The organism is Flavobacterium ajazii, from assembly GCF_010614725.1.
Lineage (GTDB): Bacteria > Bacteroidota > Bacteroidia > Flavobacteriales > Flavobacteriaceae > Flavobacterium > Flavobacterium ajazii.
On sequence record NZ_JAAEHL010000010.1, the window covers coordinates 99,746 to 113,551 of the forward strand.

Annotated in this window: 9 protein-coding genes; 1 reads left to right on the plus strand and 8 read right to left on the minus strand. The window is 34.9% G+C overall.

The window, feature by feature from the left end:
* Window positions 1-114: 114 nt before the first annotated feature.
* The 8 genes from GWR14_RS17705 to GWR14_RS17740 all read right to left on the minus strand — a co-directional run bounded on the left by GWR14_RS17705 (window position 115) and on the right by GWR14_RS17740 (window position 12,591).
* Window positions 115-2,427 (minus strand): glycoside hydrolase family 20 protein, encoded by a 2,313-nt coding sequence (locus GWR14_RS17705; RefSeq protein ID WP_163410414.1) that lies wholly within the window; start codon window positions 2,425-2,427, stop codon window positions 115-117.
* 265 nt (window positions 2,428-2,692) lie between these two features.
* Window positions 2,693-3,718 (minus strand): isoaspartyl peptidase/L-asparaginase family protein, encoded by a 1,026-nt coding sequence (locus tag GWR14_RS17710; protein WP_163410415.1) that lies wholly within the window; start codon window positions 3,716-3,718, stop codon window positions 2,693-2,695.
* Window positions 3,719-3,751: 33 nt separating this feature from the next.
* Window positions 3,752-4,831: a putative glycoside hydrolase gene (locus tag GWR14_RS17715; RefSeq protein ID WP_163410416.1), complete on the minus strand. Its 1,080-nt coding sequence runs from the start codon at window positions 4,829-4,831 to the stop codon at window positions 3,752-3,754.
* A 6-nt stretch (window positions 4,832-4,837) separates the two neighbouring features.
* Window positions 4,838-6,007: a glycoside hydrolase family 18 protein gene (locus GWR14_RS17720; protein WP_163410417.1), complete on the minus strand. Its 1,170-nt coding sequence runs from the start codon at window positions 6,005-6,007 to the stop codon at window positions 4,838-4,840.
* A 32-nt stretch (window positions 6,008-6,039) separates the two neighbouring features.
* A complete protein-coding gene (locus GWR14_RS17725) occupies window positions 6,040-7,107 on the minus strand; it encodes a carbohydrate-binding family 9-like protein (protein ID WP_163410418.1) in 1,068 nt (355 codons plus the stop codon).
* A 3-nt stretch (window positions 7,108-7,110) separates the two neighbouring features.
* A complete protein-coding gene (locus GWR14_RS17730) occupies window positions 7,111-8,076 on the minus strand; it encodes a glycoside hydrolase family 130 protein (protein WP_163410419.1) in 966 nt (321 codons plus the stop codon).
* A 356-nt stretch (window positions 8,077-8,432) separates the two neighbouring features.
* On the minus strand, window positions 8,433-10,310 hold the full coding sequence (locus GWR14_RS17735) for a sodium:solute symporter family protein (protein ID WP_163410420.1): 1,878 nt from the start codon (window positions 10,308-10,310) through the stop codon (window positions 8,433-8,435).
* Between the two features lie 37 nt (window positions 10,311-10,347).
* Window positions 10,348-12,591: a GH92 family glycosyl hydrolase gene (locus GWR14_RS17740; RefSeq protein ID WP_163410421.1), complete on the minus strand. Its 2,244-nt coding sequence runs from the start codon at window positions 12,589-12,591 to the stop codon at window positions 10,348-10,350.
* A gap of 121 nt (window positions 12,592-12,712) precedes the next feature.
* Here GWR14_RS17740 and GWR14_RS17745 point away from each other — a divergent pair, with 121 nt between their 5' ends.
* Window positions 12,713-13,771 (plus strand): sensor histidine kinase, encoded by a 1,059-nt coding sequence (locus tag GWR14_RS17745; protein WP_163410422.1) that lies wholly within the window; start codon window positions 12,713-12,715, stop codon window positions 13,769-13,771.
* Window positions 13,772-13,806 lie beyond the last annotated feature (35 nt).

Sequence of the window (13,806 nt, forward strand, 5' to 3'; positions counted from 1 at the left end):
CAAAGCTGTCACAAGCATTTCACGTTAAGCTATGTGTTAGAAACTAGTTTCTTTCTAAACTCTTTTACCAAGTTTCAAAAGAAAAAAATCTATGTTTCTATGTGTTAAAAAAAATTAATTCACCAAAATCTCATCCACAAACAACCAAGAACTTTCTCCTTTTGGACTTTTCTTTAAGTTGCCTCCAATTACTTTTACAAAACGTGCATTTTGTTTTTGGAAATTAATTTTGAAATCTTTCAACTCTGGAACTGGATTTGCGGCATACGGACGCATTATTTTTCCAACTTGCGTATATTTAGCTCCATCATTAGAAATTAAAACTTTTACCTGAATTGGAAAATTAACTCCTGCTCCCTGGCTTTCTAAAGTTCCAACAATTACTTGTTCTATACTTTCTACTTTTCCAAGATCTACAACAAGTTCCATATCGTTTACCAGCCAAGCCTGCCATTGTCCATCGTGGAAATTTTTACTTCCTCTGATGCTGTTGACCATCGTATTAGCATCTCCTTTATAATTTTCGTTATAAGGTGTTAGATATTTTACTTTCTGAGCAAATGCTTTATGGAAAACAATAGTATCTGTGAATGTTTTTCCAACTGGTTTATCATCCTGAAATAAAGAAGCTTTTAAAACCGTTGTTTCTTTGATTTCAATTGGAGTTGTATATTTTATTGCATGATGATCAATGTTTTTATCTCCTAAAACATAACGGATATCTGGATTAGGGAACTCATTTTTCAACTCCACTTTGACTTGTTTATTTCCTAAATCAGCTGTTGAAGAAGCGGTTACCAAATAAGCGCTTTTCGCATAATTTAATCCCTGATAATCGTAACGTTTAAACATTGAGAATAATCTTGAAGTAAAATCGTTCCAATTACGCTTTTCTTTCGGACTCCATAATGTTTCTGATAGTGCTGCTAATCTTGGGAAAATCATATATTCAGAATCTTTTGGTCCTTTAATATGTTCTGCCCATAAATTGGCTTGTCCGCCTAAAATATGTGCAGCTTCCTGTGGTGTCATTGTTGCAACTACAGGATCAAATTTGTACACCTCGCTTAACGGATTATAAGCATCAAAAGCCAAAGGCTCTTCGTTTTGAGGTCCCTGGTAAAAGTTGAAATAACAAGGAGACTCTGGAGTCATAATTACATCATGACCTTGTTTAGCCGCTTCTGCACCAATCTTCTCTCCTCTCCAACACATAATTGTAGCACTTGGATTTAATCCGCCTTCTAAAACTTCATCCCAGCCGATTAGTTTTTTACCTTTAGAATTAACGTATTTCTCGATGCGTTTTACGAAATAACTTTGTAATTCTGCTACACTTTTTAAGTGCTCGTCTTTAATTCTTTTTTGACAGTGCGGACATTTTGCCCAATTGGTTTTAGTCGCTTCATCTCCTCCAATATGAACATATTTTGAAGGGAAAATTTCCATTACTTCGTCTAAAACATTCTGTAAAAACTCAAACGTCGTTTCTTTTCCGGCACAGTAGATATCTGTCAAAGGCCATACACCTCCCGAAGGAACTCCAATTCTCTGATCGAAACAAGCTAATTCTGGATAAGAAGCAATGGCACTGCTTACGTGCGCCGGCATTTCGATTTCAGGAATTACTTCAATTCCTTTTGTAGCTGCGTATTTTACAATTTCTTTTAATTCTTCTTGTGTAAAAAATCCGCCATAAGTTCCTTTTTCGTCAGGATTTGTAGTCAATCGGGCATTCCAGCTTCTGTTTTCCTGATCTACTCTCCAGGCACCAACTTCTGTTAGTTTTGGATATTTTTTGATTTCGATTCTCCAGCCTTGATCGTCCACTAAATGCATGTGCAGAACATTCATTTTATGTGCTGCCAAACGGTCGATTGTAGCTAAAACATAATTTTTATCGAAGAAATGACGTGATAAATCCAGCATTAAACCTCTCCATTTAAAACGAGGTTCATCATTAATAGTCAAACTTGGAATTTCCCATTTTGCAGAAGTAATCGCAAACTGACTTTCAATTGCTTCTGGAAGTAATTGTCTGATGCTTTCTAAAGCATATAGAAAACCGTTGTTTCCTTTTGCAGCAATCGTAATATTAGTTGGATTTACATCTAAAACGTAAGCTTCATTCTTTAAGTTTGGATCTGTTTTCAACAAAATATAATTACTCGCGGGAGCTTTTGTAGTCACTTCTGGTCTCCATCCTGCAGCAGTCCCAAATTTAGAAGCCAAAGCATCGGCTGCACTTTTCTGAAAATCACCATTAACAACAAACTTAGTATCTTTTGTAAATTCAAAAACACCTGTTTTAATTAGCGTCTGCGTAGGTTTCGGAATAATACGAATATCATTTTCCGTGTAAATTTTCTGCGCGTCAGCCGAGAAAATTGAAGTGATTAGCGTTAATAGGAATAATAATTTTTTCATTCTTTGTTTTTTGGTTTCTTTATGTGCTTATTTCTTAAACACATAGAGACATAGTTTTTTAAAGCTTAAAAAGGCGTTTCACTTTGCATGAATGCACATAGAAACTGGTTTCCTTTTTTCATGTTTGTTTTTCTAACTTCAGTTTTGTCATTTCTAATCTTTGTCGATCAACTAGTGCGATTTCTCCTTTCAGTCGAAATGACAAAACTGTGTCGAAAAAACTTTGTCAAAGTTTGAAACTTTGACAAAGTTCTAAACGTAATAATTATTTATCCCAGGACATTTTAAATTTCGCATCTTCCATTCTGTGACCTTTCACGTCATCAGAAACAGCGTAATTAAATCCTGATCTTAGACTGTAACCTGCATATTCGCCGTTTTTATTTAAAGCAATAAAGCCAACTTGCAGATATTCCATGTCTTTGTGGTTTTTATGTTTGTTGTAAATACGTTCTGTGATTTCTTTGCAGGCATCATAAGGCGATTTTCCCTGACGCATTAATTCGACCACCATGGCACTTCCTGCAGTTCTAATAACCGCTTCGCCCAAGCCTGTTGCAGCAGCTGCACCTACTTCGTTATCTAGGAAAAGACCCGCGCCGATTATTGGGGAGTCACCGACGCGGCCGTGCATTTTCCAGGCTGCACCGCTCGTGGTACAACCACCAGAAAGATTACCTTCCTGGTCTAACATTAGCATGCTTATGGTATCGTGATTTTCTATATTAATGACTGGTTTGTATTTAGAATCTTCCAGCCATTTTTTCCAGTCTTTTTCAGATTCCGGAGTCAATAAATTTTCTTCTTTAAAACCTTCAGACAAAGCAAACTGCAATGCTCCCTGTCCTGCCAGCATAACGTGAGGTGTATTTTGTAACACTCTTTTTGCAACAGAAATTGGGTGTTTGATTCCCTGAAGGAAACAAACAGACCCGCAATTACTGTTGTGATCCATGATACAGGCATCAAGAGTCACTTTCCCTTCGCGATCCGGATATCCTCCATAACCAACACTGCGGACATTCGGATCGGCTTCAGGTATTTTCATTCCGGCTTCGATTGCATCCAAAGCCGATTTTCCGGATTTCAATGCTTTCCATGTTTCCTGATTGGCAGGCAAACCATGATTCCATGTCGAAATTACAACTGGTTTTTTTACTTTTTTCGAAGAAAATTCTAATACTCCTTCTTTTTCATCTTCTTTCTCTGCAAATCCGCTAAGGCCAACAACAGAAGTTACCGCTGCTGCGCCTAAAGCTGCTTTTTTTATAAAATCTCTTCTGTTTGACATGCTTTTTACTTTTAAATGAAATTTTACAAAATATTATTTTAAACTTGCTTTTGTTTCTTTGATTGTCTTCAAATTACTTTCAGACAATGCATTTCCATCAAAAAATGAAACTCCTGCTGCTCCATTTTCTTTTGCTTCTAAGATTGCTTGTTTTAATTCTTTATCGTTTTTCAATCCCGGAATATAAATTCCTGTATTGATTTTCGTTTTCTTATCTTCTAAGTCCTGAACACCTTGTTTTGTGGCATATCCAACCCAGTCAATTTCTTCATTGTAAAAACTGTGGTAAATCATTGGATATACTTCGTCAATATTCCATTTATCCCAACGCTGACGTACCATATGATCAGCCATTTCCGGATAAGGGAAAACTGCTGCCGTTAATTTTTTATTGTGTTTGTGAGCAATTTTATAAGCATCGTCAACAACAGCTTTTATGGCATTTAAACGGAAGTTTTTCCACTCCATATCGATAGAAGTATTATGGCTTTCTTTTGGATTTTTATGATGCATTTTTTCGAATGCTTTTACACATTCGTCACAATAACAAAAATCAAACTGAGGCAATTCTACATCCTGAACCAGGTTGTATTTTGGCAATAAACTGATTGGTAAAAAGATATCCGGGAAACGAATGTAATCTAAATGTACACTTTCGATTCCTTCAACTTTTGCGAGTTCTTCAACTAAATGTAAAACGTGTTCTCTTGATTCTTTTCTGGTTGGGCATAACCATTGGTAATAGTCTACGTAAGGACGGTTATCAAAACAGGATTTTCCTTCTTTACTTACCTGGTACCATTCCGGATGCTGTAAAGCAACTGAATCTCCGGGTCTGTTCATTGCCATAATCCAGGCGTGAACTTTTAGACCTTCTTTAGTCGCAAGCGGTACTAATCTTCTTAAAAGATTTGGATCAGTTGTCGTATTGATTAATACTTCGTCGATGCCGCCATCTTTATATTTTTTGAATTCTTTCGTATAATCTGCATCTGATTTTTTGGAATCAGCCGTTGTCCAGACTCCAAATTTAAAAGTGGTGATTTCTTCTTTTTTGGTACAAGAAAAAATACTGAATACTAATAAAAAGAGTACTAATTTTGGTAGTTTCATAGCGGTTTATTTTGTTTTGTTAGCCTTACTCATACTTTCATACAATGTATTTAGTAACTCCTGATTATTATCTAAACTATATTCCCAAAACATGGCACCTCCTAGTTTTTTTTGTTGAATAAAGGCTGCCTTTAAAGCTATATCTTTTGGTGTTTCATAAGAGATAAAAATATTGTCCTGCACATTCCACAAATAAGATGCTTTTGCCGAATCATCGTAAAATTCCTGAAATTTTCCAGATTGTACCTCTTTTGCAATTTCCCACGAAGCAACAATTGCACTTCCTGTTTGAGCAGATTGGTATAAACCATTATTTTCAGTTGATACTTTTTCCCACTTTCTTCCATAAAAAGGAATTCCGATAATAAGTTTATTAGCAGGAACACCTTCTTTTAGCAATTTATCTACAGATTCGCTTATACTGTTTCCTCCAAATTTTTCTCCTTTTGAAGGATATAAATTGGCGTGATGTCCCGTTTGATAAAACCAGCCGTTATAAAAATCATAACACATCACATTAATATAATCCAGATATTGATGCGCTTTTCCTAAATTAGTGTGATTGATATATTCCTGATCTGATGCTGCTGCGATTGTTAACAAATAATGTTTGTTATCTATTTTAGTTTCAATTTCTAATTGCTTACGTAATTCGCCCAATAAAAGTGTGAAATTTTCTTTGTCTGAAGGTCTGAAAACATTATCCTCTGCACGTTGTCCGGGAAATTCCCAATCGATATCAATACCGTCAAAACCATAAGTTTTCATTAGTTTAACAGCACTTTTAGCAAACTTTTCTCTTGATTCGGCATAAGCAGCTATATTTGAAAATTGATCTGACCAAACCCAGCCGCCAATAGAATACAATACTTTTAAATGCGGATTTTGTTTCTTCAGCCCAATTGTGCTTTCGATTTTAGTTTTATCGGTAGCCAGTTCAAACTGAACATTACCATCAACAATATTGGCAAAGGCGTAATTAAGATGGGTTAACTTACCTGCATCAATTTTTGCCGGATCAAAATTCTCGTAACCGGCTACATACCCAATAATTTTAAAATCCTCATTAGATGCACTTTGCTTTTTGTTTAATGATGAACAAGCCAAAAATATGCTGCTTATTAAGATTAACCAGACTGATTTTATTGTGATATTGTAATGTTTAAAATAAATCATTGATAATGTGGTATTATTTTTCTAATTATTTTTTATTCTAAAAACCGGCCATCTTCTTTTATAATCAGGATTTTATTAGAAAAAGGGCTTTTTACTGAGATATTGTATCCGGCAGAATGATTTTCTAAGATAGGCTTTAAAATTTTATTATCAACGCTTATGACTTCTTTTGTGAGACTGGTTAATGATTTTGCCCAGACTTTATTTTTTTGATAATACTCTTTTTGAGCTCTGTACAAATTGTAAAGTTCCCATTTTACCTTTTCATCCTGTGGAATCGTAAAACTGTCTTTTCCTTCTTTTGAAGAAAAATAAACATAGCCCCATTTTTCAGGTTCATGCATGTTAATTACCCCTTGTGGAGACCAAACCCAATTGTACTCAGGAAGAAATTTTCCGTCAGCGTCTTTTTTACGTTCATATTTACCATCAACAAGTGAATGCTGCCAGTTTACTCTTGAGAAATTAACTCTCCAGAATTTATCTGCGGGCACATTATTTTCGTTGTAGGATTTTTTATAAGATGCCCAGGGAATTGCCATTTCTAAAACCCATCCTTCATCAGTATCATTTGGGTTATTAAGCGTTCCTTTGATTTTTACCGCTGATTTCAGACCCGGAATATTCCAGTCATTTAAAACAACATTATCATTTTCTCTGTAAGGTTTTGATAAAAACAAATCCCAGGCTGTATTTAATGCATTTATCTCTAATTCATAATAATTAAAAGTGTCGCCGTCGGGATCAATAAAAACTTCAAAATCGTTATTGTAAAAAATAATGGTATCACGTTGTTTTAAATCTGCCCAAATATGCGGTTCATCAATTTTTGCTAATATGTAAAAATTGGTTTCATCCCAGAGCATTTTAACTTTTGTTGCATATTTTGGCTTCACATCATTTTCTATATCCTCGAAAAGAGCTGTCCAGTCTGCTTTTGACCAGGAAACATCAGATTCATCACCATCAATCACAATTGGATTCGTAGTTTTAGATGCTACATAAGTTTTAGGTGTTACAGAGTTTTTCTTCGATTGTGCCAAACCCACAACCGAAAGAAACCCCATAACAACTGTTAACCATTGAATTTTTAAATACATGTTCTATAAACTATTATTTTTTGTAAACTGAATCACTTCGCTCAATTTTCCGAAAGCTATTGCTACTGCTGTATCTGCAGCGCCATAATAAACGGTTAATTTATCTTCATCAGTATCATGCAAAGCAGCACAAGGAAAAACTACGTTTGGCACATCTCCTACCATTTCATAAATTTCTGCAGGTCCTAATAAATAAGGCTGTGTTCTGTATTTTACGATGTCCGGCGAATCGACATCAAGCAGCGCAGACCCCATTGCATAACGGAAACCGTTGCAGGTATTGATAACTCCGTGGTAAATCATCAACCAGCCCTCGGCTGTTAAAATTGGAATGGGACCTGCTCCTACTTTTGTACACTGCCAGGCACTTTGCTCAAAGGGACTTGGTTTCATTACTAATCTGTGTTCTCCCCAGTATTTCATATCCGGACTGTAGCTGATCCAGATGTCTCCAAATGGTGTATGCCCGTTATCACTTGGACGGCTTAACATGGCATATTTTCCGTTTATTTTTTGTGGAAATAAAACGCCGTTTCGGTTGAATGGTAAAAAGGCATTTTCGCATTGAAAAAACTCTTTAAAATCGAAAGTATATCCAATTCCGATAGTTGGTCCATTGTAGCCATTACACCAGGTAATCCAGTAACGATCTTCAATGAAAACCACACGTGGGTCATATTTATAAGCAGATTCGATCATATCCGTATTTCCAGACTGCATTACGATTGGTTCGTGGTTGATTTTCCAATCGATTCCATTTTTACTGAATCCGGCAAAAATATTCATCTGAACCGCTTTATTATCACATCTGAAAACTCCTGCATAACCATCTCCAAAAGGAACCACAGCACTATTAAAAATACTGTTTGATGACGGAATTGCATATCTGTCGATAATCGGGTTTTCAGAATATCTCCACATTACATCATTACTGTTTTCAGGTCTGTCTTGCCAAGGAATACTGCTCATTTTTTTATTTTTTTATTTATTGTTTTTTGTTTTATTTTCTTTTTAAACACATAGAAACATAGTATTGAAACTGCATAAAAGGCGTTTCACTTGCATTAATACACATAGCTATGTGTTAGAAACTAGTTTCTTTTTGTATTCTTTTTTATACACACTTAAAACTATGTTTCTATGTGTTTAATTTTTTCCTCAATCTTGTCATTTCGACGAAAGGAGAAAACTCAATAGAAATTCTGCAATCTAAATCGTCAATCTTTGTCTAATTTCGTGTGTGGTCTTCGACTTCGCTCAGACTGACAAACTTTGGAGAAATTCTCTACTCTAAAATCTTACTTCTTTATTCTTTTCTCTATATTCTATTCTTCAATCTTCCTAACTCTATCCAACCAGGTAAATTTCAGGATCGTAGTCGTTACTAAAAACACAATCAAGGCCGTAATTGCTTTTGGATAATCTCTAATAATGAAGAATATCGGAAGCAAGATCATACTCGACTGCCAGATAATTCCAATTGCACAGTTCATCATATCCAGCCAGAAATCATTATTTTTTTCGAAAGACTGATCTTCCGCTTTTAGTGCTGCATAAACCGGATTCCAAAATCCCCAAGGTCTTACGTTTGAATAGAATGATTTTAAAACTCCCATTTCTGTCGGCTGACTTAGGTAAGTTCCTAAAAGACATCCTAAAATTGAGAATCCAAATATTAATGGGAAAAGGTAAATAGCCTGTACCTGTGCTAAATCATATAAGAAAGAACCTTCAGTTAAATTAGCTTTGTTCATTCCTAAAATAAACTGTAAAGAAGCAATGATTAATCCGGCGAACATTCCCCAGAAATAGCCCCAGCCGTTAAAACGCCACCAAATCCATTTTAGAAAATTGGCTGCTACATAACCACCATATAAAGCACTTGTAATCCAAAGTGTTAAAGAGTTGATTGAGTCTGCAAAAAATCCCATAAAAACGCCTAACCCCACTACAAGGAAAGAAGAAATCTGACTTACTTTAATATAATGTTGATTTGTAGCAACTGGTTTAAAGTATTTTTTATAAATATCGTTTACAATATAAGCCGGTCCTGCATTTACGAAAGCTGAAAATCCCGACATAAAAGCCGCTAATAAACCTGCTAAAAGGATTCCTTTAATTCCAACCGGGATATATAAATTAACCACTTTTGGCATTAATAATTCTAAATCGGCTCCGGTTAAACCTGTGTTTGCATTTAATTCCGGTGCTAAGTTTACCAACGCAATTACCACGATTCCGGTAATTAACAAGTATCTTGGAATGAATAAAATCAAGTTGGTGAAACCACTCATATAAGCCGCTTCTTTTACTGATTTTGTTGAAAGAACACGCTGTAAATCATAACTTGGAGTTGGCCCGGCCACACTCGCAAAAAACCCTTTGAATAATGTCATCCCGATGAAAGCCCCAAACATTTTATAACCTTCAGAATCAATTAAATTATTGAAGGTTTGAAATTTATCACTCCATTGGGTTTCAAACTGCCATCCGAAGAAAACATTTTTCCATTCCGGTGTAATAATCGAATTAATCTGAATATCGGTATAATTAATGAATGCATATCCTGCAATTAAAACTCCGGCAACGATCATAATTAAATACTGTACTACTTCTGTCGCAACAACCGAAAACATTCCGCCTTTTACAGTATAAATTGTAGTTAAAAAAATGATTAACAAGGCATAAGAACGCTCTGATGTCAATAGAATCATATCGCCATAATGAAGCGTTAAATCCCACGGAAGAATAATAGTTACAAATTTTCCGATTCCTTCGAAGAAATAGGCAATGAAACCAATCGTAGAAATAATAGCAAAAATCGCTACAATAATATGCGATGCTTTTCCGGCTTTGTCACTTCCAAAACGTGTTAAAATCCATTCTGAACCCGTCATTACTTTTGATCTTCTTATCCAGACCGCGAGAAACATCATGACGAAAATCTGATTCCATATCGGCCACAGCCACATGAACATAAAGCTTTTTACTCCATACAGAAATAAAACACCAATCATCCATGAGGTTCCCGAAACATCAAACATGCCAGATCCATTGCTAAGGCCCAGGAAATACCATTTGATTGTTTTACCTCCAAGGAAATAATCGTCTAATCCTTTTGATGCTTTTCTTGAAATCCAAATTCCGATACTCACCGAAAGCAGAATGTATGCTACAATGATTGATACGTCTATAATATCCATTTACTATTTATCTATTTATTGATTAGTTACGTTATTTTTATTTTTTGACACCCCAGTTTTTATTAGGCTGAGCTCCCATTACAAAATGAAGCTTTCCTCCTTTTAAAATCTGCTCGTGTGTGATTACTGTTTGATTGAATTCAACTCCGTTTAAAGTTGCTGACTGGATGTAAAAATTTTTATCTGAAACATTCTCTGCTTCTATCACGAACGTTTTACCTCCTTCAAGATTAATGGTTGCTTTTTCGAAAATCGGGCTTCCAATTTCATATTCGCCAGAGGCCGGATTCATCGGGTATAATCCCATTGAACTGAAAACATACCACGCCGACATTTGTCCGCAGTCTTCGTTTCCGCTCAATCCATTTGGTGTGGTATTGTATTGTGTATCTAAAATATGACGTACCCAATATTGTGTTCTCCACGGCTGACCTGCAGCATTAAACATATAAGCAATGTGGTGGCTTGGTTCGTTTCCGTGCGCATATTGCCCAATTAATCCTGAAATATCTGCCGAAACATTGTTTCCTGTAATCTCCGAACTTTCTGTAAACAATTGTTCTAAACGTTTGGTGAAAATTTCATTACTTCCGTGAAGCTTAATAAAATCTTCTACGTTATGAGGTACAAACCAGCTGTGCTGCCAGGCATTTCCTTCGGTATAATCGGTATGTTCCCTGTGGTTAGAATGTTTCGGATCGAAAGGTTCGTTCCATGATTTTCCGTCTTCAGATTTTCCTCTCATGAATCCTGTTTTCGGATCAAATAAATATTGATAAGCCTGAGATCGTTTTAAGAAAAACTGATAATCTTCATTTTTCCCTAACGCTTTTGCCATCTGCGCTACGCACCAATCGTCATAAGCATATTCGAGCGTAATCGTAACCGATTCATCTAATAAATTATAAGGTATATAACCGTATTTTTTGTAGAAGTTTAAACCACGCTCGTCCTGCATCATGGTGGTTTTCATTGCTTCAAAAGCTTTTTCGGCATCGAAGCCTTTTATACCTTTTAAATAAGCATCAACAATTACCGGAATGGAATGGTAACCTGTCATAGTATTCGTTTCGTTGGCGTATAAAGTCCAAACCGGTAATATTTTTTTTGTATCGTAATACGCTAACATTGAATTGACAATATCCGAAGCTTTATCCGGCGCAAGTAAAGTCAACAAAGGATTTTCTGCTCTAAAAGTATCCCATAGTGATAAAGTTGAATAGGCAGTATGATCTTTTGCCGTAACAATCTGATCGTCCTCTCTTCTATACTGCCCATTTTTATCACTATAGGTTACAGGGGCAACTTGTGCATGATACATCGCAGTATAAAAAATCGTTTTTAACGAATCTACTGGTGTTTCAACTTTAATTTTGCTTAGTGCTTTATTCCAAACAGAAGAAGCTTCTGATTTTGTATTATCGAAATTTGCTTTTTCTCCGTCTAAATTATCTTTGGCATTGGCCACACTTACAGATGACAAAGCTACTTTTACCAATAATTCATCTGAGTTTTTCGGATCAAAAAATAATTGTGCTGAAGTATTTTCAGCTTCTGCTTTTTTCAAATTAACAATTTGTTTATCAGCCGTTAAAACTGATTCTGTAATTGGTTTTGAAAACTTCGCTACAAAAAATACTTTCTGGTTTAATGCCCAGCCTTTACTGTATCTGTAACCACTAATAGTATATTCGTCTTCAATTGTAATTCCGGTCTTTAAAGCTTTGTCCCAATTTATGGCAAATCCTAAATCGACAACCACAGATTGTTTGTCGCCTTTTGTAAACGTATATTTATGATACGCCGTTCTTTGTGAAGATGTAAGTTCTACATTGATCTTAGGATCTTCAAGAAAAACCTGGTAAGAACCCGGTGTTGCTTTTTCGTTAGCATGACTGTAAAATGATTTATAAGGTAATTGATCTCTTGAAGTTGTTTTTAATGTTAAATCGACTTTTTTATTGACTGGCATAAATAAAATGTCAGCCAAATCTCCAATTCCGGTTCCGCTTAAGTGTAAATGACTAAAACCAGCCACAACAGAATCTGAATAATGATATCCGGAACACCAGTCCCAGCTTGAAATTCCGTTATCCGGACTTACTTGTAACATTCCGAAGGGAACAGTCGCTCCCGGATACGTATGTCCATGTCCGCCAGTACCTATAAAAGGATCAACATGGCTCACAAAAATATTTTTTTGATTGCTATTTTTGTTTACATTTATTTTACAACTTGCAACCAGAATTACAAATAAAAGACACAGTAAAAAATTCTTCATATAAAACAACCTTAATTTAACTTTAAATTTAAATAAATCTGACTTTTATTAAAACTAATTTAGACGGACAACGTATAAACTTAGATAAACATCAAAAAAAGTCACAAAATGCACTTTTATTATGAATTTCAATTCTAACAAACTATATCGGATACCATTGCGTTATCATGTGTTTTTCTGGCTAACGTATTTCTTATTTAATACTTTTAGATGGGGAAGCTATTTTAATGATTATGTCTATTCATTAAAAACAAATTTGCTGGGTTTTCCAATTCATATGACTTTGTGTTATTTGAATATTTTAGTTTTCATGCCTTTTTTGGTTTACCGAAAAAAATATGTTCTGTATGTATTGTCTGTTTTAGCAACTATTTTTTTAATGGTAGTTATCAAATTCAATCTTACCTATTTATTAATTACGCACAATGTCTGGCCTGAAGGCCCTGAAACTATTCAAAAGCTCACACTCAATTATACCATCGATATGATGATGGGCGAATTGTATGTAATGACTTTTGTAACTGCAATTAAAATAACTTTAGATTTCAAGAAAGAACAAAGAAGAGTAACCGATTTAGAGAAATCACAATTAGAAACTGAATTACTTTTTCTTAAATCTCAAATTTCTCCACATTTCTTTTTTAACACCCTGAATAATATTTATTCGTTATCTGTAGAGAAATCAAACAAAACACCCAAAATTGTCCTTAAGCTTTCTGAGTTAATGCGCTATATGCTTTACGATACGAAAGGCAAAAAACAGTCTTTGGAAAATGAAATTTTATGCATTCAAAATTACCTTGATCTGGAGCGAATCAGAAACGATGAAAGGCTTGAAGTAAATATGGCCGTTTCCGGAGATATACATGATAAAGAGATTTCTCCGGTGATCTTACTTACTTTTATTGAAAACGCCTTTAAACATGGTGTGAATAAAAACACAGGAAAAGTAAAGATTGATATTAATTTTAAAGTTAAAAATGATTTTCTTCATTTTACGATTTCAAATCCAACACCGGAAATTACAGAGCATAAAGACAATTTTAACAAGTCAAGTGGTATAGGAATTGAAAATGTCAAAAAAAGACTTGAATTAGGCTATAATAAAAATGATTACAAGCTTTCTTTTAAAAATAAAAAGAATATTTTTGTCGTAAAGCTTGTGATTAAAGTTACCTAAAATAAATTACTCCCCTTATTAATTTTACCTGCTAA

Excerpts from the sequence above, each read along its gene's own strand:
- GWR14_RS17705 (WP_163410414.1), bottom strand. The coding sequence starts at position 2,427 with ATGAAAAAATTATTATTCCTATTAACGCTAATCACTTCAATTTTCTCG.
- GWR14_RS17710 (WP_163410415.1), bottom strand. The coding sequence starts at position 3,718 with ATGTCAAACAGAAGAGATTTTATAAAAAAAGCAGCTTTAGGCGCAGCA.
- GWR14_RS17715 (WP_163410416.1), bottom strand. The coding sequence starts at position 4,831 with ATGAAACTACCAAAATTAGTACTCTTTTTATTAGTATTCAGTATTTTT.
- GWR14_RS17720 (WP_163410417.1), bottom strand. The coding sequence starts at position 6,007 with ATGATTTATTTTAAACATTACAATATCACAATAAAATCAGTCTGGTTA.
- GWR14_RS17725 (WP_163410418.1), bottom strand. The coding sequence starts at position 7,107 with ATGTATTTAAAAATTCAATGGTTAACAGTTGTTATGGGGTTTCTTTCG.
- GWR14_RS17730 (WP_163410419.1), bottom strand. The coding sequence starts at position 8,076 with ATGAGCAGTATTCCTTGGCAAGACAGACCTGAAAACAGTAATGATGTA.
- GWR14_RS17735 (WP_163410420.1), bottom strand. The coding sequence starts at position 10,310 with ATGGATATTATAGACGTATCAATCATTGTAGCATACATTCTGCTTTCG.
- GWR14_RS17740 (WP_163410421.1), bottom strand. The coding sequence starts at position 12,591 with ATGAAGAATTTTTTACTGTGTCTTTTATTTGTAATTCTGGTTGCAAGT.
- GWR14_RS17745 (WP_163410422.1), top strand. The coding sequence starts at position 12,713 with ATGAATTTCAATTCTAACAAACTATATCGGATACCATTGCGTTATCAT.